Below are 21,832 nucleotides of genomic sequence, written 5' to 3'. Positions count from 1 at the left end.
AAGTTTTCTGTACACGTGGAGGGTGGCTCCGCCGGTCGGCCGAGAGGTCGGCCGACCCGCGGAAGGCACGGAGGCGCGGGGTCAGGCCCGGTGCAGCAGCCCGTGCAGGACCTCGTGGAGGACGGCCTCCGGATCCGCCACCGCCTCCGGCACCCGCCAGGCCACGAAACCGTCCGGGCGGACGAGGACTGCCCCGGCCGGTGTCGTGCCGTGCACCTCGGCCCAGCCGGCTCCGTCCCCCGGCGCCAGATCGGCCTGCGGCCCGGCGCCGATCGCGTAGGCGACCAGGCCCGCGCCGGTCTTCGCGGCGACCCGGCGGGCCGCCTCGCACCAGGGCGTGTCCTCGGATGCCAGCAGGACGAACGTCCGCTCGTAGAGGTCCACGGTGGACTTCCGGCCGTCGGGCCCGTCCAGCCACATGTGCGGGGCCCGGGTGCCCGGTTCGCCCGAGAGCTGCAACCGGTCGGGCACCACCGGCAGGGAGGGGTCGGTCCCCAGGACGGCGCCCCGGGTGTAGCGGTAGCCCATGGCCACCTTCAGGACCCCGCCCGGCCGGCCTCCGCGTGCGTCCGCCGCCGGCTCGTACCCGGGATGGCTGTGCTCCGCCGAGCGGGCCGAGGCGCGCTCGCTCGTCGCGCGGGCCACCGGCAGCCGCTCGGCCTCGTACGAGTCCAGCAGCCCCTGGCCCGCAGATCCGCCCAGGACCGCGGCGAGCTTCCAGGCCAGGTTGTGGGCGTCCTGGATGCCGGTGTTGGAGCCGAACGCCCCCGTCGGGGACATCTCGTGGGCGGAGTCGCCGGCGAGGAAGACCCGGCCGACCGAGTACCGCTGCGCGACCCGCTCGGCGGCGTGCCAGGGGGCCTTCCCCGTGATCTCGACGTCGAGGCCGGGGTCGCCGACGGCGCGGCGGATGTGCTCGATGCAGCGCTCCTCGGTGAAGTCCTCCAGCATCTCGCCCCGGTCCGGGTGCCAGGGGGCGTGGAAGACCCACCGCTCCCGGTTGTCGACCGGCAGCAGGGCCCCGTCCGCATCCGGCTTCGTCAGGTAGCAGACGATGAAGCGGCGGTCGCCGACGATGCCCGCGAGGCCCCGGGAGCGGAAGGTGATGCTCACGTTGTGGAACAGCTCTCCGGGTCCGCTCTGCCCGATGCGGAGCTGCTCCCGCACGGGGCTGCGCGGTCCGTCGGCGGCGACCATGTAGTCCGCGCGCACGGTGGTGTGCTCACCGGTGTCCCGGCTCTTCAGCCGCGCGGTCACCCCGGAGGCGTCCGGTTCGAAGGACTGGAGCTCGGTGGAGTACCGCAGGTCGGCCCCGAGCGCGGGGGTCACGGACATCAGGACCGGCTCGATGTCGTTCTGGCTGCACAGGCACCACGCCGAGGGGCTGAAGCGCGCGAGCGCGCCCCCCGGGTCGATCTCCTCGAACAGCCACTCCTGGTCGTCACCGGTCAGGGATCCGCCCTGCAGGATGCCGTGGTTGTCCGCCAGGGCCGAGGCGGCCTCGCGGATCCGCGCCTCGACTCCGGCGACCCGGAACAGCTCCATCGTCCGGACGTTGATGCCGCGGCCGCGCGGGTGCAGGGAGGTGCCCGCGTGCTTCTCGACCAGCATGTGCCTGATGCCGTGGCGGCCCAGGAACAGCGAGGTGCACAGACCCACCAGGGAGCCGCCCACGATGAGGACGGGCACGTGGTGGTCGACGTTTTCCTTCATGGGTTCCTTCATGCCCTGTCCGGGGGCTCTTGCCTCGCCCGTTCACCCGCATGGTTCTCCCCTCTCGCGCCGATCGCACTAAGGGACAACGATCGGGTCGGGTGGCGCCACCCGCGTTACGGGGGGCTGACCGACCGCATCCGCAGGCGGATCACCCAGGCGGATGCCACCGAAGACCGACGACGCCCCATGGCATGCGGCGACCGCCCGGTCTCGAAGGAGTGTGAACGATGACGACTATGTCGGAACGGATATCCCAGTCCGCCTTCGACGACTCCAGGCTGCGGGTCGTGCTGCTGCTGGACCTGTACGACGGGGCCCAGAACGAATTCCTGGAGGTGTACGAGCATCTGCGCAAGCAGGTGTCGTCCGTACCCGGGCACATCAGCGACGAACTGTGCCAGTCGATCGAGAACCCGTCCCAATGGCTCATCACCAGCGAGTGGGAGAGCGCGCAGCCCTTCCTCGCCTGGATCAACAGCGAGGCGCACGTCGAGACCGTGCAGCCGCTCCACGGATGCGTGCGCGACACCCGCTCCCTGCGGTTCAGCGTGCTGCGGGAGACCGGCAGGACTGCTCCGCCCACACCCTCCGTGGCGGGGTTCGACTTCACCGCCGGACCCGGGTACGGCGGCGCACCCGTGCGCGAACGCGGCCGGGAACGCCTCCTAACCGCCCCCCGGCGCGGCGACGGCGTGATGCGCCACGCCCTGACCTTCACCGTCAAACCGGGCAGTGAGGCCGTGGTCGCGGAGCTGCTGGCCGGGTACGCCTCGCCGCAGGCCCGGGTCGACGAGAACACCCGGCTCCGCCGCACCTCGCTGTACATGCACGGCAACCGCGTCGTGCGGACGGTCGAGGTGGAGGGGGACCTGCTCGCGGCGCTGCGGCACGTGTCCGGCCAGCCCGAGGTCCGGGCGGTGGAGGAGGCCGTCAACCCGTACCTGGAGCAGGACCGGGACCTCACCGATCCGGCGTCCGCCCGGGTCTTCTTCACCCGCGCCGCCCTCCCGGCGGTCCACCACGTGGCACACGGCGGGCAGCCGGCCGCCCCGCTGCGGCGGCACGCGCTGTTCTACCCCGCCAAGGACGGCTGCGGCGCGGCCCTGGCCCGGCTGCTCGCCGAGCAGGACGAGGCGGCCGTGGACGACCCCGACAGCCCCGTCGAGGCCAGCACGGTCTTCCAGCGCGACGACGTCGTCGTACGGCTCCTGGACCTGAGCGGCCCGCTCGACGCCCGGCCCGAGCTCGCGCTCGGCGTCCGGGCCGGCCACAAGGCGGGGGTGCTCGCCCGCCTGCTCGACAGCGCCAAGGACGGGGTCCCGACCACGGACGAGGAGCTCTCCCGCTTCCTGGCGCGCTCCGAGATGCGCCTCATCACCGACCGGCGCGCGCCGGCGCAGTCCTGAGGAGGGTCCCATGACCGTTCAGCTGACGATGGAAGACCTGGCCGCGCTGATGAAGAAGGGCGCGGGAGTCACCGTCGACCCCGTCGCCATGGCCGACCGCCCCGACTCGGGCTTCGACGAGTGGGGCCTCGACTCCCTCGGCCTCCTCGGCATCGTCGGCGAGCTGGAGAACCGGCACAGCCGGCCCCTGCCTGCCGACGCGGACCGCTGCAGATCGCCGCGGGAGTTCATCGAGCTGGTCAACACCTCCCTCCTGGCCGGGAGCTGACCGGCCGGCCACCGCCCGGCACACGTGCCCGTGCCCGTGCCCCGAGACCGGCGTCGCGCCGGTCTCGGGGCATGCGGGGTGCCCCGGCAGGGGCGGCGGCCGACGGCCCCGGCTCCTAACCGGGCACGGTGCACTCGAAGGCGTGGAGGTAGGCGTTGACCGGACGGACCTCGCCGACCAGCAGGCCGGCGTCCGCCATCCGGGTCACGAGGCTCTCCCTGGTGTGCTTGGCGCCGCCCACGTTGAGCAGCAGCAGCAGGTCCATGGCCGTGGTGAACTTCATCGACGGACTGTCGTCCACGAGGTTCTCGATGACGACGACCCTGGCCCCGGGGCGGGCGGCGTCGAGGACGTTGCGCAGGGTCCTGCGCGTGCTCTCGTCGTCCCATTCCAGGATGTTCTTGATGATGTAGAGGTCCGCCTCGACCGGGACCTCCTCGCGGCAGTCGCCGGCGACGATGGCGGCCCGGTCGGCGAGCGGCCCGCCGTCCCGCAGCCGCGGGTCCGCCTTGGCCACCACTCCCGGGAGGTCCAGCAGGACCCCCCGGACCTCCGGGTGCTTCTCCAGCAGGCCGGCCAGCACGTGGCCCTGGCCGCCGCCGATGTCCGCGACCACGCAGACCCCGGTGAGGTCGAGGAGTTCCGCGACGTCCAGCGCCGACTGCCTGCTGGACGTGGTCATCGCCCGGTTGAAGACGTGGGCCGACTCCGGCGCGTCCTCGTGCAGGTAGTCGAAGAACCCCTTGCCGTAGAGGTCGGGGAAGACGCTCCCGCCGGAGCGGACCGCGTCGTCGAGCCGCGGCCAGACCTGCCAGGTCCAGGGCTCGGTGCACCACAAGGAGATGTAGCGCAGGCTGTGCGGGTCGTCCTCGCGCAGCAGCCTCGACATCTCCGTGTGGACGAAGCGGCCGTCCTCCGTCTCCGCGAAGACGCCGTAGCAGGTCAGGGCGCGGAGCAGGCGCTCCAGGGGCTGCGGTTCGCAGTCCAGGGCCGCCGCCAGCCCGGCCGCGGTGGCGGGCGTCTCGCCAAGGGCGTCGGCCACCCCGAGGCGGGCCGCGGCGCGGACGGCGGCGGCGCACGCCGCGCCGAAGACGAGCTCCCGCAGGCGCATGGCGGGCTGCGGGGTGTGGGCGGGGACGGGTACGTGCGGGGTGGCGGCGGGGATGGTGGCGGGGATGGTGGCGGACGGGGGCGGGGTGGCTGGTGTGGTGCTGGTCGTGGTCATACGGCTTCGCTCCTCCTGTCGACGGGAAACACGGTCAGCACATCCCTGCGGGCGTGGAGATCCGGCACCTGTTGCGCAGGAATGTGTTGCCGCTCCCGGTCCCCTGGTTGGCGAGGTCGGCCGGCTTGTTGCCCGTCACTTCGTTGTCCTTGATGACGTTGTCGGTGTTCTGCGCGCCCACGAAGCTCTTGAACAGCAGGATTCCGCCGGACAGCGGGGCGGAGCCCACGTTGCCGCGGACGGAGTTCCCCCGGATGGTCGTCTTCTCGGCTCCGGTGAGCACGATGCCCGCCCCCTGGATGTCCGGGAGGCGGCTGTTGCCGCGGCAGAACTTGTTGTTCTCGTGGATCCGGTTGCCGCGGATGGTCATGTCGCCGGCGCCGGGATCGCCCTCGTCGCCGACGACGAACACGCCGCCGCAGTTCCCGGTGAGGGTGTTGTCGTGCACGCTGAGGTTCCGGACCCGCCTGACCGTCACCCCGATCCGGTTCCCGGTCAGCGTGTTGCCGTGGACCCGGGCGCCCAGGGTGTCGGTGGCGCCGCCCTCACGGTCGATGGTGTTCGCGAGGAAGATCCCGGACTCGGCGTTGTTCCGGGCCACGTTGGCGCGGAAGACTCCGCGGGTGGACCTCTCCTGGGCGATGCCCCAGGTACCGCTCTTCTCCGCGGTGACCTGCTCGACCCTCATCCGGTCGGTGCGGGAGGCCCAGATGCCGCTCTTCCTGAATCCCGTCAGGGTCAGCGATCGGATGCTGACCCGGGCGACGGGCTTCTCGACCGTCCCTATGACGCAGATGCCGTTGCCGGCCACGGCGCAGGCGTTGTCCGCGCGCACGGCGGCCGGGGCCGGCGGCATGATCACCGTCTTCGAGCCCGATCCCCGCAGGGTCAGGGGCTTGGTGATGTTCACGCTCTCGTGATAGGTGCCGGGCAGCACGAAGACGCTGTCTCCCGGCCGTGCGGCGTCCACCGCTTCCTGGATCGACTCGCCCGGACGCACCGTGTGGCCGGCGGCGGCAGCGGTCGGCGCGAGGGCGCCGAGGCCTGCGGCCATCACGACCGAGATGCATGCGAGGGAGTGGAACTGTCGGTTCGTCACGATGCCGAAGTTAGGGGCGATCACCTCCGCCCGCCACACCGGGTAAGCGGATGGATACATGTCGTGGGCAAACGGCGGCATTTTGGGCCCGCAGGAGTGGCGACCCCACACCCCGTCAGGCCGGCGCGTCCACCGCCGGGATCGCGCGGCTCCGGAGGTTCCTGTTCTCGTCATACCGGGCGCGAGCGCCGTCTGTCCGTCACGCCCCGCTGTAGCCTGGGCCCTGCCGTCTCGCAGCCTGGGCACGCATGGCCATGGGGGATGTTTTGGGCGATCCGGACCGCCGACGGAACACCGATCACCAGCACGGTTCACCCGGCGACGCCACGGCGTCGTTCCCCGCGCGGCTGAGACGGCTGCGCCGGGACCGCGGCCTGTCGCTGGCCGACCTGGCCCGGCAGACGCACTACAGCAAGGGCTACCTGAGCAAGATCGAGACGGGTGCCAAACCCGCCACCCCGGACGTCGCGCGCCGCTGCGACGAGGTCCTGCGCGCCGAAGGCGAACTGCTGCGGCTGGTCCGGGAGACGGGCCCGGCCGGCTCCGTCCCCGGCCCGCGTCCCGCCACCGCCGGCCACCGGCCCTCCGGTGCGTGCCCCTATCCGGGGCTGCCGGCCTTCACCGCGCGGGACGCCGGGCGGTACTTCGGCCGGGCGCGGGCGACGGCAGAGCTGGTCGAGCGGGTCTTCGAGCGCATCGGCGACGGACCGCTGCTGCTGGTCGCGCCCTCCGGCGCCGGCAAGTCCTCCCTGCTCAACGCCGGTCTCGTACCCGCCCTCGGGCGCGTCGGAGGCTTCCCGATGCCGGGGGCCGACACCTGGCCGGTGGTGCGCTTCACCCCCACCGCCCGGCCGCTGGAGGAGCTGCTGGACTGCGCCGCGAAGGTGCTGGGCAGCGATCCCGGCCTCTCCGTACAGGAACTGCGGGAGCGGCCCGAGGCGCTCCTCGAAGCCGTCAGCCGGCTTTCGGACCACACCCGTACGGGTGAGTCCCCGGCGCAGCCGGTCAGGCCGGTGCTGCTCGTCGACCAGTTCGAGGAGCTGTTCACCCTCTGCGCCGACGAGGACGAGCGGCGCGCTTTCGTGCGGGTGCTCACCACCGTGGCGAGCGCACCGCGGGCCGCGGCGGCCGGACAGGAACCCGCCGTGGTGGTCCTGGGGGTACGGGCCGACTTCTCCGGCGACTGCATGGACCTCCCGGAGCTCGCCCCGGCGTTCACCGCGGGGTTGTTCGTGCTTCCCCCGATGTCCGTGGCGGAGCTGCGGGAGTCCGTCACGCGCCCGGCGGAGCTCGCCGGCGCCACCCTCGAACCGGGCCTGGTCCCCGTGCTGCTGCGGGACGCCGGACTGCGCGACGACGCGTCCGGCCGGGTCCCCGCCGGGGCGCTGCCGCTGGTCTCCCACGCGCTGATGGCCACCTGGCAGGAGCGGGAGGGGGACGCGCTGACCGTCGCCGGGTACGAGCGCACCGGCGGCATCCAGGGGGCGGTCGCGCGCACGGCGGAGACGGTGTTCGCCGGCCTGTACCCGGCCGAGCAGAGGGCGATCCGCCGCATCCTGGTACGGCTGGTGCAGATCGCCGAGGGCGCCGGCGCCACCCGCCGCCGGGCGGCCCGGACCGCCCTGCTGGGGTCGTCGGACGGCGCGGAGGGCGCCGCCGCGGCGCTGGACCGCTTCGTCCGGGCCCGGCTCGTCACCATGGACCGGGACACCGTGGAGATCACCCACGAGGCGCTGCTGCACGCCTGGCCGCGGTTGCGCGGGTGGATCCGCGCGGACCGGGCCGGGCTCCTGATCCACCAGCAGCTGGCCCACGCCGCCGCCGAGTGGGAGCGCGAGGGGCGCGATCCGTCGGCCCTCTACCGCGGGACCCGGCTGGACACGGTCCGGTCCTGGGCCGACGAGCTCGACGGCCGCAGCCGGCTCGGCCCCCTGGAGGAGGACTTCCTGCGGGCCTGCCAGGCCGGTGAGGACGGTCGGGAGCGGCAGGCGCGGCGTCAGGTCCGGCTGCGGCAGCGGATGCTGGCCACCCTGCTGGTCCTGCTGCTCCTCGCACTGGGCGCGGGCGGCCTGGCCTACCAGCAGCGCACGGCCGCCCTCGGGCAGGAACGCGAGGCCCGTTCCCGGGCGCTGGCCCTGCAGTCGGCCGCGCTCGCCGCCGGACAGCCGGAGGGATCGATGCTGCTGGCCGGTCTGGCGTACCGGACCGAGCAGACGGCCGAGGCCCGCGGGGCGCTGCTGAGCACGCAGGCCCAGCCCTTCGTGGCCCGGCTCTCCGGGCACGGCGGGCCCGTCAACGCGGTGGCCTTCTCCCCCGACGACTCCGCGCTGGCGGCGGCCAGTTCCGACGGGACGGTGACGCTGCGCCGGCTCTCCGACCGCCGTACGACGGCCACCTTCCGGATGCCCGGCCGGGTGCGTGCGGTCGCCTTCGGCCCCGACGGCCGCACGCTCGCGGCCGCGTCCCCGGACGCGCCGGCCCGGGTGTGGGACACGTCCGGACGGGGGGCGGCCGTGGTCCTCCCGGGGCGTACCGCGGGCGCCCGGGCGCTGGCCTTCGCCCCCGACGGGCGGACGCTGGCCGTCGCGGCCGCCGACGGGACGGTCCTGCTGTGGGAGACCGGCGGGGAGCACCGGGTCCTGGCGGCGCTCCCCGGCCACACCGGGCGGGTCAACGCGCTGGCCTTCGCCCCGGACGGCCGGACGCTGGTGTCGGCGGGCGCCGACCGGACCGTACGGCTGTGGAATCCGGACCCGCAGGACGCCCGTCCGCTCGCCGTGCTCTCCGGGCACTCCGACGAGGTGCTGGGGGTGTCGTTCTCGCCGGACGGGACGGCGCTCGCCACCGGGGGCGTGGACCGGACCGTACGGCTGTGGGACGTGGCCGGGCGGCGGACGACCGCGACGCTGAGCGGGCACAGCGACGACGTGAACGGGGTCGCCCACACCCCGGACGGCACGACGGTCGTCAGCGCGGGCGGCGACGGGACGACCCGGCTGTGGGACGTGTCCAGCGGCCGGCTGACGGCGACGCTCGCCGGGCACACCGACTACGTGCTGGGCGTGGCCGTGGACGAGGGCGGGGCGCTGCTGGCCACCGCCGGATTCGACCAGTCGGTGGTGCTGTGGGACCTGCGGGGGCCGGTGCTGGCGCCGCGCCCGTTCACCGAGATCTGGCACGCGGCGTACAGCCCGGACGGCAGGCTGCTGGCGACCGCGCAGGCCGACCACACCGTGCGGCTGTGGGACGTGGCGGGCCGGCGCGTCCTGACCACCTTCACCGGGCACAGCGAGACGGTGTTCTCGGTGGCCTTCTCGCCGGACGGGCGGACGCTGGCCTCGGCCGGTTCGGACGGCACCGTCCGGCTGTGGGACGTGGCCGCGCGCGGTCCGGCAGCCACCCTCACCAGCCTGGGCGGGACCGTGTTCTCGGTGGCCTTCTCCCCGGACGGGCGGACGCTGGCCTCGGCCGGTTCGGACGGCGCCGTCCGGCTGTGGGACGTGGCGGCCCGCCGGCCGCTGGCCCTCCTCGCCGGGCACACGGACTTCGCCAACGACGTGGTGTTCAGCCCCGACGGGCGCACCCTGGCGAGCGCCGGGGACGACCTGACGGTCCGGCTGTGGGACGTGGCGGCGCGCAGCCCGCTGGCCAGCCTGACGGGGCATACGGGAGCGGTGCGGGCCGTGGCCTTCAGCCCGGACGGGCGGACCCTGGCGAGCAGCGGCAACGACGGTACGGTCCGCCTGTGGGACGCCGGGAGCCGGCGTTTCGAGGCGGCCCTCGCCGGTCACACCGGCTCCGCCCGGGGCATCGCCTTCTCCCCCGACGGCCGGACGCTGGCGAGCAGCGGGAACGACCGTACGGTACGGCTCTGGGACGTGCCCGGCCGCCGTGCGGTGGCGGCGCTGGCCGGGCACGCGAACGCCGTGTGGGGGGTGGCCTTCTCCCCCGGCGGGCGGACGGTGGCCAGCAGCAGCACCGACGGCACCGTGCGGCTGTGGGACCTGGACGTCGGTGCCCGGCTGGCCGAGTTGTGCCGGCTGCGGGCGGACACCGACCCGGAGGCGGGGCCGGTGCCGGTCCCCGGAGTGTCGGTCCCGCCGGACCGGGGCTGCCCGCGCCGCTGACGCCGGCCGGCGGGCCCGGCCCCGGCTCTGATGCCGGCCGGCGGGCCCGGCCCCGCTGCCCCCGGAGCACCGGCCGGTCCGGGTGCCGCACGGCACCCGCACCACGTGGTGGTCCGGCGGCCGTCCTCAGGCGCCGGCGATGACGAGGAGCGTGCGGGCCGGAGCCGGTCCGGCCAGCCGGCAGCGGTGCGGGACCTCGCCCCGGTGGTGGGCGCTCTGGCCGGCGCGCAGGTGCAGCGGCTCCTCGCCCTCGACCTCCAGGACGATCTCGCCCTCCAGCACGTACAGGAGGTCCTCGCCCGGGTGCTCGAACCAGCCGCGCTCCCCCGGCCCGGCTCGTGGTGGGCTTCCGCAGCGCCTCCACGACGGTGGCCGTCGACCGCGCCGACGGGTCCGTGCGCTGGCGCATCGGCCCCGACGTACTGGCGCAGCAGCACCACCCGCACGAGCTGCCCGGCGGCACCGTCCTCGTCTTCGACAACGGCACCTACCGCGACACCACCTCGGTGCCGTACTCGCGGGTGCTGGAGCTCGATCCGCACACCGGCGAGGAGGTGTGGTCCTACGAGGACAACCCGCCGCAGACCTTCTTCAGCCCCTACATGTCCAGCGCCCAGCGGCTGCCCAACGGGAACACCTTCATCGCCGAGGGGTCCTTCGGACGGCTCTTCGAGGTGACCCCCGGCGGGGACGTGGTGTGGGAGTTCGTGGTACCGCAGTTCCGGTCCTTCGGCAAAGGGGTCGGACTGGAGTCCTCGGACGGTGCCCAGAACTCCGTTTTCCGCGCCTATCGCTACTCCGCCGAGCAGCTTCCCTGGCTTTGATCCGACCCGGAATCATTTCCTCCGAGGGCGTTGTGTGTACGGGGTATGAAATCGGCACGCGCCTTTGCGCGTGCCGATATCGAGACCGTTGACACCCCTTCTCCGGGCTGCCTAGCTTACGCCGCAGACAAACGACATCAGCGGCCTCTCCCGTCCGGCATGACGGCTGCTTTTCGATTCCCCCGCATATCGAGGCTGCTGGAGTGTCCGTGACCGAACCACTGCTCGTCTCCGCCCCCGTCGGCCCTCCCGGACCCCCCGGTCCGACCGGCCCGCCGGGTCCCGCCGAGCGGGTCCTCCCGCTCCGCCGGCCCGGCCGGTGGGCCGCCGCCGCCATCGTCCTGGTGCTGGTCTCCCAGGCGGCCCACGGGCTCCTCTCCAACCCCTTCTACCAATGGGACCGCTTCGCGTACTGGTTCCTCCGGCCGGTCATCCTGGAGGGGCTGCTCATCACCCTCCAGGTGGCCGCGTACAGCGCGGTCCTGGGCCTGGCCGGCGGCGTCCTGCTGGCGCTGGGCAGGCTCTCCGGCAACCCGGTGCTGCGGTCGGTGAGCTGGACGTACATCTGGCTCTTCCGCTCCGTGCCGCTGATCGTGATCCTGCTCTTCCTCTACAACCTCGGCGCGCTCTACCCCACCCTGAGCATCGGGGTGCCGTTCGGGCCCGCGTTCTTCACCTTCGACGAGTCGCGGCTCGCCACCGACATCGTCGTGGCGGTCGTGGGGCTGAGCCTGAGCGAGGCGGCGTACGCGGCCGAGATCGTCCGGGCCGGCGTGCTCTCCGTCGACCAGGGCCAGCACGAGGCGGCGGCCGCGCTGGGCCTGCCCAAGCGGTACCAGTTCGCCCGGATCGTCTTCCCGCAGGCGCTCCGCTCGATCGTCCCCTCCTACGTGAACCAGCTGATCGGCCTCCTCAAGGCCACCTCGCTGGTCTTCTACGTGTCCCTGCTCGATCTGTTCGGCTCCGTGCAGAGCCTGGCCAGCACGTATCCGGGCGACGTGGTGCCGCTGCTGCTGGTGGCCACCGTCTGGTACGTGATCCTCACCAGCCTGGTGTCCGCCGTGCAGTTCTACGTGGAGCGCCACTACGCCCGCGGCGCGCTGCGCACCCTGCCGCCCACCCCCGTCCAGCGGGCCCGAACGGGCCTGCGCGACCTGCGGATCCGCTTCCGGAAGGAGACGGCCCGATGACCACCGCCACCACCACCGCCGCCACCCCGTCCCGCGGTACCGCCCCCGCCGCGCACGACGCGGACGGGCGGCCCGCCGCCGTCGAGGTGCACGCCGTGCACAAGTGGTACGGCGCCCACCGGGTCCTGGACGGGATCGACCTGACCCTCGCCCCGGGTACCGTCACCGTGATCCTGGGCCGTTCCGGCTCCGGCAAGTCCACGCTGCTGCGGGTCCTCAACCACCTGGAGAAGCCGGACGCCGGGTACGTCAGCGTCGGCGGCGAGCCGATCGGCGTCCAACGCCACGGAGACCGGCTCAAGGAGCTGGGAGAGCGGGCGATCCTCGCCCAGCGCAGCCGGATCGGCTTCGTCTTCCAGAGCTTCAACCTCTTCCCGCACCTGACCGTGCTGGAGAACGTGGCCGCGGCCCCCGCGGCCACCGGCAGGCTGCCCCGGGCCGAGGCCGACGCACTGGCCCGCGAACTGCTGGAGCGGGTCGGGCTCGGGGACCGGGCCGACGCCTACCCGCGGCAGCTGTCCGGCGGCCAGCAGCAGCGGGTGGCCATCGCCCGCGCGCTCGCGCTGCGGCCCGGGGTCATCCTCTTCGACGAGCCCACCTCCGCCCTGGACCCCGAGCTCGTCGGCGAAGTGCTCTCCGTGATCAAGGACCTGGCCACCGGTGGCACCACCCTCGTCGTGGTGACCCACGAGATCGGCTTCGCCCGCGAGGTGGCCGACCGGATCGTCTTCCTCCACGAGGGCCGCGTCGTCGAGCAGGGCCCGCCCGGCGAGGTCCTGGACCGGCCCGCGCACCCCCGCACCCGGGAGTTCCTCGGCAAGGTGCTGTGACTCCCCGCACCCACCCCCCTGTTGCGCCCGCGCACGCCCACCACCCCGCGTACCCGCTGCGCTCCTCTGCGAAAAGGAACACCATGCGACACCGAACCGCCCTGCGCACCAGACTCGTCCGCGGCCTCGGCGCGGCGACCGCCACCATGGCCCTCGCCTCCGCACTCACCGCGTGCGGAGGCGAGGCCGAGGCCACCGACACCGCTGCGGGCAGGGTCACCGTCGGCGCCGTCTCCAACGGCGCCGCGCGGCAGGCCGAGCTGGACGCACCGGTCGTGGAGTCCCTGCGCGCCGGCCTGCCCGAAGCCGTCCGCAAGCGCGGCGAGCTCGTCATCGGGGTCGGCGCCCTGCCCGCAGGCTTCCCGCCCCTGGCGTACGTCGGTACGGACCAGAAGACCTTCACGGGCGCGGAGCCCGACCTCGGCCGGCTGGTCGCCGCGACCCTGGGGCTCAAGCCCGTCGTGAAGAACTCCACCTGGGAGAACCTCTTCGTCGGCATCGACAGCGGCAAGGTCGACGTGGCCTTCACCAACGTGACGGTGACCGAGGAGCGCAAGAAGAAGTACGAATTCGCCTCCTACCGGAAGGACAACCTGGCCTTCGAGGCACTGAAGGAGAACCCCTGGAACTTCGGCGGCGACCACCGCAGCCTCGCGGGCAAGACGGTGGCGGTCAGCTCGGGGACCAACCAGGAGAAGATCCTGCTGGAGTGGCAGAGGAAGCTCCGGGCCGAGGGCGCGGACCTCACGGTCAAGTACTTTCCCGACGCCAACAGCACCAACCTGGCGTTGAGCGGCAAGAAGATCGACCTGTACTTCGGACCGAACCCGTCCATCGCCTACCACATCACCCAGACCGCGGGCGGCAACGCCGCCACCCGCAACGCCGGATCGTACTCCGGGGCCGGTGAGACGCTCCAGGGGCTCATCGCGGCGACCGCCAAGAAGGACAGCGGTCTCGCCAAGCCGGTGGCGGACGCGATCAACCACCTGATCCGCAACGGCCAGTACGCGCAGCTGCTCAGCGCCTGGAACCTCTCCAACGAAGCCGTACCCGTCTCGGAGGTCAACCCTCCCGGCCTGCCCGCGACCAACTCCTGAGCCTGCGGGCCGCCCCCCGGCCCCGGCTCGCGCCGCCCGAGGAGGGTCTCGTCCCATGAGCACCGCCGCCCGCACCCCGCTCACCCCGCTCTCCCCGCACATCCTCGACAACCCCGCCTGGGCCTCGCTGTCGGGCCCGCACGCGGCCTTCGCCGAGCAGCCGGGCAGCCGCTCCGGCCGCTCGGGCCACCCCCTTCGCCCGGGCCGCCCCGGCCGCTCCGTCCACGCCGCCCGCTACGCCCCGGACGTCGCTCCGTTCGCGGCGCTCGCGGACCCGTCGGACCCGCGGTCCTGGGCGGCGCTGCACGAGCTCGTCGGACCCGGCGAGGTCGTGTCCCTCACCGGGCTGCCGACCCCGCCCGAGGGGTGGGAGACCGTGGACGCGATCGAGGCCGTGCAGCTCGTCGACACCGCGCTGCGCGCCGAGCCGGCCCCCGGGGCGGTCCGGCTCGGGCCGGACGACGTGCCGGAGATCCTCGCGCTCATCGAGCTCACGAAGCCGGGCCCGTTCCTGCACCGCACCGTCGAACTGGGCACGTACCTCGGCATCCGCCACCAGGGGCGGCTGGTGGCGATGGCCGGGGAGCGGCTGCGCCCGCCCGGCTGGACCGAGATCAGCGCGGTGTGCACCCACCCCGACCACCGCGGCGGCGGTCTGGCGACGCGGTTGGTCCGCGCGGTCGCCGCGGGCATCCGGGACCGGGGCGACGTGCCGTTCCTGCACGCCGCCGCGCGCAACACGACCGCGATCCGGCTGTACGAGTCGATGGGCTTCACCCTGCGGCGCCGGCCTTTCTTCCTGGCACTCCGGACGCCGTGCGACCCGGGTTACACCGCTGCCAAGTTCTCTTCATATGCCCGTCATTGAACGGGCCTGCCTTCGGGCGTAGCGTCTTGGAAAGAAATGGCTGACGGGACGAATTCGCCACCCCGCGCAGATTTCTCTTCCGCACGCCGATCAGGAAGGCGTATTCCGACGTGTCCGATTCCCCGTCATCGTCCGCTGCCGCCCCGTCGTCCGCTCCGCTGCACCTCGCCGTGGCCCTTGACGGAGCCGGCCGGCACCCTGCCGCCTGGCGTGAGCCGGGCGGCAGGCCCGAGGCGCTCTTCACCGCCCGGTACTGGGCCGACGCCGTCGCAGAGGCCGAGGCAGGACTGCTCGACTTCGTCACCTTCGAGGACGGCCTCTGCCTCCAGTCCTCCTCGCCCGAGGGACCCGACGGACGGACCGACCGGGTGCGGGGGCGGCTGGACGCCGTGCTCACGGCCGCCCGGGTCGCACCGCTGACCCGGCACATCGGGCTGGTCCCGAGCGTGACCGCCACGCACACCGAGCCCTTCCACGTCTCCAAGGCGATCGCCACCCTCGACCACGTCAGCCGCGGTCGCGCCGGGCTGCACGTCCAGATCTCCGGACTGCCGCACGAGGCCGCCCACTTCGGACGTCGCACGCCCCCGCTCCCCGCCGCGGAGCTGTACGACGAGGCCGCCGACCACATCGAGGTGGTCCGGCGGCTGTGGGACAGCTGGGAGGACGGCGCGGAGATCCGGGACGTGGCCACCGGCCGCTTCGTCGACCGCGACAAGCTGCACTACATCGACTTCGAGGGACGGCACTTCAGTGTCAGGGGTCCCTCCATCACCCCGCGGCCGCCGCAGGGACAGCCCCTCGTGAGCGCCGGCGGTGTCGCCGCCGGCGCCGAGGCCTCCCACCGGCTCGTCGCCCGGTCCGCCGACATCGGTTACGTCGCCGCCCGCGGCGCCGAGGGCTTCCGCACGGCCGCCGCCGCGATCCGGCGGCTGCGGGAGGGCGCCGGCCCCGGGCCGGAGCCGCTGCACCTCTTCGGCGACCTGACCGTCTTCCTCGACCGGGACGCGGCTGCGGCCGCCGACCGCAAGGGCCGGCTCGACGCCCTGGCGGGGCACCCGTTCGAAGACGACACCGAGGTCTTCACCGGAACGCCCGCCCACCTGGCCGACCTGCTCGCGGAACGGCAGGAGGCGGGCCTGTCGGGCTTCCGGCTGCGGCCGGGCGCCACCGCCCACGACCTGCCCGCCGTCACCCGCGGGCTGGTGCCGGAGCTCCAGCGCCGCGGTCTGTTCCGCCGTGCGTACGGGGCGGGGACCCTGCGCGGACTGCTCGGCCTGGAACGCCCGGCCAACCGCTACGCCGCGCGGCCCTCCGCAAGCCCCGCCGCCTGACCCGGACGATCCGGAAGGACGAACCATGAGCACCAAGCCGCTCAAGCAGATCCATCTCGCGGCCCACTTTCCGGGCGTCAACAACACCACCGTGTGGAGCGATCCGGCGGCGGGCAGCCACATCGACTTCGACTCGTTCGTCCATCTCGCGCAGACCGCCGAGCGCGCCAAGTTCGACTTCCTGTTCCTGGCCGAGGGCCTGCGTCTGCGCGAACAGGGCGGGCTGATCTACGACTTGGACGTGGTGGGCCGCCCGGACACCTTCACGGTCCTCGCCGCCCTGGCGGGCGTCACCGAGCGGCTCGGCCTGACCGGCACCATCAACACCACCTTCAACGAGCCCTACGAGGTGGCCCGCCAGTTCGCCTCGCTCGACCACCTCTCCGAGGGCCGCGCCGCCTGGAACGTCGTCACCTCCTGGGACGCCTTCACCGGGGAGAACTTCCGCCGCGGCGGGTTCCTGCCCCGCGGGGACCGCTACGCGCGGGCCCGGGAGTTCCTGTCCACCGCCATCGAGCTCTTCGATTCCTGGGACGGCTCCGAGGTGGCCGCCGACGCCGGTTCGGGCACCTTCCTGCGGGACGCGCGGGCCGGGACCTTCGCCCACCGGGGCCCGCACTTCGACATCGAGGGCCGGTTCAACGTGCCGCGCAGTCCGCAGGGCCGGCCGGTCGTCTTCCAGGCGGGCGACTCCGACGAGGGCCGGGAGTTCGCGGCCTCCGCGGCGGACGCGATCTTCAGCCGGTACGGGACCCTGGGCGAGGGCCGGGCGTTCTACGCCGACGTCAAGGGCCGTCTCGCCGCGTACGGCCGCACCCACGACCAGCTGAAGATCCTGCCCGCGGCCACCTTCGTACTCGGCGACACCGACGCCGAAGCCCACGAGGCCGCCCACGAGGTGCGCCGCCTCCAGGTCAGCGGACAGACCGCGATCAAGCACCTGGAGCACGTCTGGAACCGGGACCTGTCCGGCTACGACCCGGACGGCCCGCTCCCGGACGTCGACCCGGACACCGGCGAGCACACCATCGCCCAGGGGCGGGCGAGCGCACGGCAGTTCGGCGACCCCCTGGCCACCGCCCGCCAGTGGCGCGAGCTCGCCGAAGCCAAGAACCTCTCGATCCGCGAGCTCGTCATCGCCACCACGGCCCGCCAGACGTTCGTCGGCAGTGCGGCCACGGTGGCCGAGTCGATCGACTCGCTGGTGCAGGCAGACGCCGCCGACGGGTTCATCCTCGTCCCGCACATCACGCCGGGCGGGCTGGACGCCTTCGCCGACACGGTGGTGCCCCTGCTCCAGGAGCGCGGGGTCTTCCGGTCCGAGTATGAGGGCGCCACCCTGCGCGACCACCTCGGGATCTCCGTGCCCGCCCCGGACCGGACGGCGGACCGGGCGGCCGGCCGGCGGGCAGCGGCTTCGTGAAGTTCCTCGCCATCACCCTGATCACGGACGCCCGAGACCCGGCCACGGGCGCCCCCGTCCCCACCCGCGAGCGCTTCCGCCAGGTGGTCTCGGCCGCGCTGCTGGCGGAGGAGCTCGGCTTCGACGGCTTCGGCGTGGGCGAGCGCCACGAGCGGCCGTTCCTGTCGTCCTCGCCGCCCGTGGTCCTGGGCCACGTCGCCGCCCTGACCCGCGGCATCCGCCTGTACACGGCCGTGACCACGCTGAGCCTGCTGGATCCGGTCCGGGCGTACGAGGACTACGCGACGCTCGACCACCTGTCGGACGGCCGGCTCGAGCTGATGATCGGAAAGGGGAACGGCACGGCCCAGCGCGAGCTGTTCGACGTGGGTCCCGAGGACCAGTGGGAGCGCAACGCCGAGGGCTACGAGCTGTTCCGCAGGCTCTGGCGCGAGGACAAGGTGACCGCGCGCCCGCGCTTCCGGCCGGCGCTGACGGGCGCCGAGGCGCTGCCCCGGCCGTACCAGCGCGACCTCCGGGTCTGGCACGGCAGTGCGACCAGCCGGGAGTCCGTCGATCTCGCGGCGCGCCACGGCGACCCGCTGTTCTCGGCGAACGTCACCCATCCGATCGGCCCGTACGCCGAGCTCATCCGCCACTACCGGGAACGGTGGGAGCACTACGGGCACGACCCGGCGCACGCGGTGGTGGGCGCCGGCACGGCCGGTTTCCACACGGCGCCCACCTCGCAGCGGGCGGTCGCCGCGTACCGGCCGGTCTTCCTGCGCTACCTCGCGCTCCACGCGGCGCAGGGCGTGGAGCCGGTCTTCACGACGCTGGAGGACTTCGTCGAGCGGAGCTCGGCGCTGATCGGCAGCCCGCAGCAGGTGGTGGAGAAGGTGCACCGCTACCACGAGGAGTTCGGCCACACCGTGCTCCACCTGCAGGCCGAGTCCGGCGGACTCACCGACGCGGAGCACCGCGCCTCCCTCGAACTGTTCCAGTCGCAGGTCGCACCGGTGCTGCGCCGTGCGATCCCCGACCCGGTCTTTCCCCCCTTCCCCGTCCCTGTCCCCTCCGCCGACCTGTAAGGAGCCCGGCCATGTCCGGCATCCCCCTGGGGGTCCTCGACCTCATCCCGATCACGTCCGGTTCCACCGCCGCGGAGGCGCTGCACCGCAGCATCGACCTCGCCCGGCAGACGGAGCGCTTCGGCTACGCCCGCTACTGGTTCGCCGAGCACCACCTGAACCCCGGCGTCGCCGGGGCGTCCCCCGCGGTCGTCCTCGCACTGACCGCCTCCGCCACCACCACGATCAGGATCGGCTCCGGCGCCGTGCAGCTCGGGCACCGCACCGCCCTGTCGACGGTCGAGGAGTTCGGCCTGATCGACGCGCTCCACCCCGGCCGGCTGGACCTGGGGCTGGGCCGCTCGGCGGGCCGCCCGCCGCAGCGCCCGTCCGCCACCGCGGCGTCCGCCACCCCGGTGGTGGACGGGTACACGCCGAACGGGCTGCGCATCCCGGCCCGGTTCTCCTTCGCCCACCTGCTGGGCCATCCCCGGGTCGCACTCCAGCAGAAGCTGCTGAACCTGCCCGGCGCCGAGCCGCAGGAGTACGGCGAGCAGGTCGACGACCTCCTCGCGCTGCTGCGGGGCCAGTACCGCTCCCCGGAGGGGGTGGAGGCGCACGCTGTCCCCGGCGAGGGAGCGGACGTACAGGTGTGGATCCTGGGCAGCAGCGGCGGGGTGAGCGCGGACACGGCGGGCCGCAACGGGCTCCGCTTCGCGGCGAACTACCACGTCAGCCCGGCTTCGGTGCTGGAGGCGGCGGAGGGCTACCGGGCCGCCTTCAAGCCGTCCGACGAGCTGGACCGGCCGTACCTGACGGTGTCCGCCGACGTGGTGGTGGCCGAGGACGACGCGACGGCCCGCACCCTGGCCGCCGGATACGCCCCCTGGGTCCGCAGCATCCGTACGGCCCAGGGCGCCATCCCCTACCCGAGTCCGCGGGAGGCGGCGCGGCTGCCGTGGACGGACGCGGACCGGGAGCTGGTCGCCGACCGGGTGGAGACCCAGTTCGTGGGCTCCGCGGGGACCGTGGCCGACCACCTGGAGCGGCTCCAGGAGGCCACGGGGGCCGACGAGCTGCTGATCACCACGATCACGCACGACCACGCGGACCGCGTCCGCTCCTACCGCCTGCTGGCCGAGGAGTGGGCGCGCCGCTGACGCGGGGCAGGAACTCGGCGGGCCGCCCGTCCGGTCCGTCACCTCTGTCCGTCACCTCTGCCCGTCACCTCTGCCGCGCCGGGCGGGCGGGGCGCGCAGCCGGAGCGACGGATGTGACGGATGTGACGGAAGTCTGACGGCACGCCGCCGGGCCTGGCGTCCGGCGGCCCGTGGTGGTCGAATCGGCAGGTGAGCACAGACGAACGCACGGGCCCGGACGGCCGGGGCGCCCCGGTCGGGCGGCGGGTGGTCCTGGGGATGCTCGGCCTCGGCGCCGCCGGGCTGGTCACCGCCCCCTACCTGCAGCGCGGCTTCGAGGCGGTCACCGGGAACGATCCCACCGGCCTCACCGGGCTGCTGCCGAACGGCGGCGGGTTCCGCTACTACTCGGTGGCCTCCTCGGTCCCCGAGCGCGGCCCCGGGGACTACCGGCTCACCGTGGACGGCCTGGTCGAGCGCCCGGCGGCGTACACCCTCGACGCCCTGCGCGGACTCCCGCAGAGCCGACTGGTCCGCGACGTCCAGTGCGTGACCGGCTGGAGGGTCCCCGCGACGCCCTTCGAGGGGGTGCCGCTGTCCCGGCTGCTCGATGCCGCCGGGGTCCGTCCCGAAGCCCGGGCCGTCCGCTTCGAGTGCTTCGACGGCGCGTACACCGAGAGCCTCACGCTCGCCCAGGCCCGGCGGGACGACGTCCTGGTGGCGCTGCGGATGCAGGACCGGCCGGTGAGCCACCGCCACGGCGGGCCGGTCCGGCTGTACGTCGCCCCGATGTACTTCTACAAGTCGGCCAAGTGGCTCTCCCGGATCACCCTCACCGAGCGGGTCGAACCGGGCTACTGGGAGCGCCTCGGCTACGACGTCGACGCCTGGGTCGGCCGGTCGAACGGACGCGACGATGCCCCCACGGCCTGAACTCCCGCCGCGTGTGCAGCGGTTCGGCCCCGCGCAGCGCTGGGTCCACCGGACGACGGCCTGGCTGGCCCTCGTCTGCGTCGCCGCTGCCGCCTGCCTGTACCTGTCGCCGCTGGCCGAGCTGGTGGGCCGCCGCCGCCTGGTGGTGACCGTGCACGAGTGGTCCGGTCTGCTGCTGCCGCTGCCCTTCCTGCTGGGCCTGGCCTCGCCGGGCTTCCGGGCCGACCTGCGCCGCCTCGACCGCTTCGGCCCGCACGACCGGCAGTGGCTGCGCTCCGCGCTGCGCCGCGAGCGGGGACCGCGGCCGGCCGGGAAGTTCAACGCCGGGCAGAAGGTGTACGCGGCCTGGCTGGCCGGCGCCGTGCTCGTGATGCTCGGTACCGGGCTGCTGATGTGGTTCACCGGTCTCGCCCCGCTCGTCTGGCGGACCGGGGCCACCTTCGTGCACGACTGGCTGGCCCTGGCTCTGGCGGTGGTGCTCGCGGGGCACATCGGCAAGGCCCTGGCCGACCCGGAGGCCCGGCGCGGCATGCGCACGGGCTCCGTGGACCGGGGGTGGGCGGCGCGGGAGCACCCGCTGTGGGAGCACGACGTGACCGATCCGTGATGGTCAGCCGTCGGTCATGGCCGCGTTCCGGGACGGCGGGCCGCCAGTGGGGACGGCCCGCCGCGCTCACGACGGGGTCAGCCGGTCACACCTGGTCGAACACCCATCGGGACGCCGTCCCGATGGTGGGCTGGAAGACGACCGAGGCCCCGACGCGTCCGTTCGCGTCCAGGTACTTGCCGCTCCAGTCGTGCTTGATGGACTTCTTGGTGCCGGACGTGGTCGTCCACTTCTGGTACGCGCCGCCGTTGCACGGGAACGTGTAGACGTCCGCCCCGTTTCCGTCGAGGCAGTGGCCTGATTGCGGGTTCCTGAAGATGCCGCCGGTGATCGTCCACACCTGCTTCGCGCTGCGGTCACAGGTCCCGAGGACGAGGTTTCCCTTGCCGGTCGGGTCGATCGCCAACTGGAGGCAGGAGTTGCGGCTGTTGGCGTTGATGACCTGGTAGTACACCGGCGCCGCCTGCGCCGAGGCCGGGGCTGCGACCAACAGTGTCGAGCCGAACGCGATCGCCGCGCCTGCGCCGGCGAGTCGGATGAAGATTCCCTTGCGGTCCATGATTGATCCCCTCGGAGTTCGGATTTTCGGCGCCCGTGGCGCCGCCCGGTCGTTCAGGTTCGCTGAGATGCGACGAGGGCGCGGATGCCTTCGGCGACCGGCTTGTGAGGATTGGTTGGGACGACGACCACCGTC

The 21,832-nt window shown here is 73.6% G+C and carries 19 protein-coding genes; 14 read left to right on the top strand and 5 right to left on the bottom strand.

What is annotated here, in order from left to right:
* Window positions 1-81 precede the first annotated feature (81 nt).
* Window positions 82-1,713 (bottom strand): FAD-dependent oxidoreductase, encoded by a 1,632-nt coding sequence (locus tag ACFWU6_RS10835; RefSeq protein ID WP_383980434.1) that lies wholly within the window; start codon window positions 1,711-1,713, stop codon window positions 82-84.
* Window positions 1,714-1,943: 230 nt separating this feature from the next.
* Between ACFWU6_RS10835 and ACFWU6_RS10830 the strand changes: the two genes are divergently transcribed.
* Both ACFWU6_RS10830 and ACFWU6_RS10825 read left to right on the top strand, forming a co-directional pair.
* The gene (locus ACFWU6_RS10830; RefSeq protein ID WP_383980432.1) at window positions 1,944-3,122 is read left to right on the top strand and encodes a SchA/CurD-like domain-containing protein; all 1,179 of its coding nucleotides are present in this window, start codon (window positions 1,944-1,946) and stop codon (window positions 3,120-3,122) included.
* A 10-nt stretch (window positions 3,123-3,132) separates the two neighbouring features.
* Window positions 3,133-3,390: an acyl carrier protein gene (locus ACFWU6_RS10825; protein WP_383799436.1), complete on the top strand. Its 258-nt coding sequence runs from the start codon at window positions 3,133-3,135 to the stop codon at window positions 3,388-3,390.
* A 115-nt stretch (window positions 3,391-3,505) separates the two neighbouring features.
* On the opposite strand, the gene ACFWU6_RS10820 is transcribed toward ACFWU6_RS10825, so the two are convergent.
* Both ACFWU6_RS10820 and ACFWU6_RS10815 read right to left on the bottom strand, forming a co-directional pair.
* Window positions 3,506-4,615, bottom strand: coding sequence for a methyltransferase (locus tag ACFWU6_RS10820; protein WP_383799433.1), 1,110 nt, complete (start codon window positions 4,613-4,615; stop codon window positions 3,506-3,508).
* Between the two features lie 34 nt (window positions 4,616-4,649).
* Window positions 4,650-5,714: a nitrous oxide reductase family maturation protein NosD gene (locus ACFWU6_RS10815; RefSeq protein WP_383980430.1), complete on the bottom strand. Its 1,065-nt coding sequence runs from the start codon at window positions 5,712-5,714 to the stop codon at window positions 4,650-4,652.
* Window positions 5,715-5,962: 248 nt separating this feature from the next.
* Between ACFWU6_RS10815 and ACFWU6_RS10810 the strand changes: the two genes are divergently transcribed.
* On the top strand, window positions 5,963-9,841 hold the full coding sequence (locus tag ACFWU6_RS10810) for a helix-turn-helix domain-containing protein (protein ID WP_383980428.1): 3,879 nt from the start codon (window positions 5,963-5,965) through the stop codon (window positions 9,839-9,841).
* A gap of 126 nt (window positions 9,842-9,967) precedes the next feature.
* Here the strand turns inward: ACFWU6_RS10810 and ACFWU6_RS10805 are convergent, their stop codons facing one another.
* On the bottom strand, window positions 9,968-10,123 hold the full coding sequence (locus ACFWU6_RS10805; protein ID WP_383799425.1) for a cupin domain-containing protein: 156 nt from the start codon (window positions 10,121-10,123) through the stop codon (window positions 9,968-9,970).
* Window positions 10,124-10,179: 56 nt separating this feature from the next.
* On the opposite strand from ACFWU6_RS10805, the gene ACFWU6_RS10800 reads away from it, so the two are divergent.
* The 11 genes from ACFWU6_RS10800 (at window position 10,180) to ACFWU6_RS10750 (ending at window position 21,138) form a co-directional block, all read left to right on the top strand.
* On the top strand, window positions 10,180-10,665 hold the full coding sequence (locus ACFWU6_RS10800) for an aryl-sulfate sulfotransferase (RefSeq protein WP_383980426.1): 486 nt from the start codon (window positions 10,180-10,182) through the stop codon (window positions 10,663-10,665).
* A gap of 209 nt (window positions 10,666-10,874) precedes the next feature.
* Window positions 10,875-11,855, top strand: a complete 981-nt coding sequence (locus ACFWU6_RS10795) for an amino acid ABC transporter permease (RefSeq protein WP_383980423.1) — start codon at window positions 10,875-10,877, stop codon at window positions 11,853-11,855.
* On the top strand, window positions 11,852-12,685 hold the full coding sequence (locus ACFWU6_RS10790) for an amino acid ABC transporter ATP-binding protein (protein WP_383980421.1): 834 nt from the start codon (window positions 11,852-11,854) through the stop codon (window positions 12,683-12,685). Before ACFWU6_RS10795 ends, ACFWU6_RS10790 begins: the two co-directional genes overlap by 4 nt.
* A gap of 83 nt (window positions 12,686-12,768) precedes the next feature.
* Entirely contained in the window at window positions 12,769-13,785 is a 1,017-nt protein-coding gene (locus tag ACFWU6_RS10785) for a transporter substrate-binding domain-containing protein (RefSeq protein ID WP_383799411.1), read from the top strand.
* Between the two features lie 55 nt (window positions 13,786-13,840).
* Window positions 13,841-14,653: a GNAT family N-acetyltransferase gene (locus tag ACFWU6_RS10780; RefSeq protein ID WP_383980418.1), complete on the top strand. Its 813-nt coding sequence runs from the start codon at window positions 13,841-13,843 to the stop codon at window positions 14,651-14,653.
* Window positions 14,654-14,763: 110 nt separating this feature from the next.
* Complete coding sequence (locus ACFWU6_RS10775; protein ID WP_383980414.1) at window positions 14,764-15,987, top strand: LLM class flavin-dependent oxidoreductase; 1,224 nt, start codon at window positions 14,764-14,766, stop codon at window positions 15,985-15,987.
* Between the two features lie 25 nt (window positions 15,988-16,012).
* Window positions 16,013-17,410: an NtaA/DmoA family FMN-dependent monooxygenase gene (locus ACFWU6_RS10770; RefSeq protein ID WP_383980411.1), complete on the top strand. Its 1,398-nt coding sequence runs from the start codon at window positions 16,013-16,015 to the stop codon at window positions 17,408-17,410.
* Window positions 17,407-18,480, top strand: coding sequence for an LLM class flavin-dependent oxidoreductase (locus ACFWU6_RS10765; protein WP_383980407.1), 1,074 nt, complete (start codon window positions 17,407-17,409; stop codon window positions 18,478-18,480). The genes ACFWU6_RS10770 and ACFWU6_RS10765 overlap by 4 nt, the downstream gene beginning before the upstream one ends.
* Before the next feature lie 11 nt (window positions 18,481-18,491).
* Window positions 18,492-19,619, top strand: coding sequence for an LLM class flavin-dependent oxidoreductase (locus ACFWU6_RS10760; protein ID WP_383980402.1), 1,128 nt, complete (start codon window positions 18,492-18,494; stop codon window positions 19,617-19,619).
* Between the two features lie 258 nt (window positions 19,620-19,877).
* Entirely contained in the window at window positions 19,878-20,531 is a 654-nt protein-coding gene (locus ACFWU6_RS10755) for a molybdopterin-dependent oxidoreductase (protein WP_383980495.1), read from the top strand.
* Complete coding sequence (locus ACFWU6_RS10750; protein ID WP_383980398.1) at window positions 20,515-21,138, top strand: cytochrome b/b6 domain-containing protein; 624 nt, start codon at window positions 20,515-20,517, stop codon at window positions 21,136-21,138. The genes ACFWU6_RS10755 and ACFWU6_RS10750 overlap by 17 nt, the downstream gene beginning before the upstream one ends.
* 85 nt (window positions 21,139-21,223) lie before the next feature.
* Here the strand turns inward: ACFWU6_RS10750 and ACFWU6_RS10745 are convergent, their stop codons facing one another.
* Window positions 21,224-21,697, bottom strand: a complete 474-nt coding sequence (locus tag ACFWU6_RS10745) for a ricin-type beta-trefoil lectin domain protein (RefSeq protein ID WP_383980393.1) — start codon at window positions 21,695-21,697, stop codon at window positions 21,224-21,226.
* Window positions 21,698-21,832 lie beyond the last annotated feature (135 nt).

The sequence above is a fragment of the Streptomyces sp. NPDC058674 genome, from assembly GCF_042716505.1.
In the GTDB taxonomy this organism is placed as follows: Bacteria; Actinomycetota; Actinomycetes; order Streptomycetales; family Streptomycetaceae; genus Streptomyces.
This window is presented reverse-complemented; position numbering and strand designations above follow the sequence as displayed.

Excerpts from the sequence above, each read along its gene's own strand:
- ACFWU6_RS10825 (WP_383799436.1), top strand. The coding sequence starts at position 3,133 with ATGACCGTTCAGCTGACGATGGAAGACCTGGCCGCGCTGATGAAGAAG.
- ACFWU6_RS10755 (WP_383980495.1), top strand. The coding sequence starts at position 19,878 with ATGCTCGGCCTCGGCGCCGCCGGGCTGGTCACCGCCCCCTACCTGCAG.
- ACFWU6_RS10785 (WP_383799411.1), top strand. The coding sequence starts at position 12,769 with ATGCGACACCGAACCGCCCTGCGCACCAGACTCGTCCGCGGCCTCGGC.
- ACFWU6_RS10780 (WP_383980418.1), top strand. The coding sequence starts at position 13,841 with ATGAGCACCGCCGCCCGCACCCCGCTCACCCCGCTCTCCCCGCACATC.
- ACFWU6_RS10790 (WP_383980421.1), top strand. The coding sequence starts at position 11,852 with ATGACCACCGCCACCACCACCGCCGCCACCCCGTCCCGCGGTACCGCC.
- ACFWU6_RS10770 (WP_383980411.1), top strand. The coding sequence starts at position 16,013 with ATGAGCACCAAGCCGCTCAAGCAGATCCATCTCGCGGCCCACTTTCCG.
- ACFWU6_RS10830 (WP_383980432.1), top strand. The coding sequence starts at position 1,944 with ATGACGACTATGTCGGAACGGATATCCCAGTCCGCCTTCGACGACTCC.
- ACFWU6_RS10835 (WP_383980434.1), bottom strand. The coding sequence starts at position 1,713 with ATGAAGGAAAACGTCGACCACCACGTGCCCGTCCTCATCGTGGGCGGC.
- ACFWU6_RS10745 (WP_383980393.1), bottom strand. The coding sequence starts at position 21,697 with ATGGACCGCAAGGGAATCTTCATCCGACTCGCCGGCGCAGGCGCGGCG.
- ACFWU6_RS10750 (WP_383980398.1), top strand. The coding sequence starts at position 20,515 with ATGCCCCCACGGCCTGAACTCCCGCCGCGTGTGCAGCGGTTCGGCCCC.
- ACFWU6_RS10760 (WP_383980402.1), top strand. The coding sequence starts at position 18,492 with ATGTCCGGCATCCCCCTGGGGGTCCTCGACCTCATCCCGATCACGTCC.
- ACFWU6_RS10810 (WP_383980428.1), top strand. The coding sequence starts at position 5,963 with ATGGCCATGGGGGATGTTTTGGGCGATCCGGACCGCCGACGGAACACC.
- ACFWU6_RS10820 (WP_383799433.1), bottom strand. The coding sequence starts at position 4,615 with ATGACCACGACCAGCACCACACCAGCCACCCCGCCCCCGTCCGCCACC.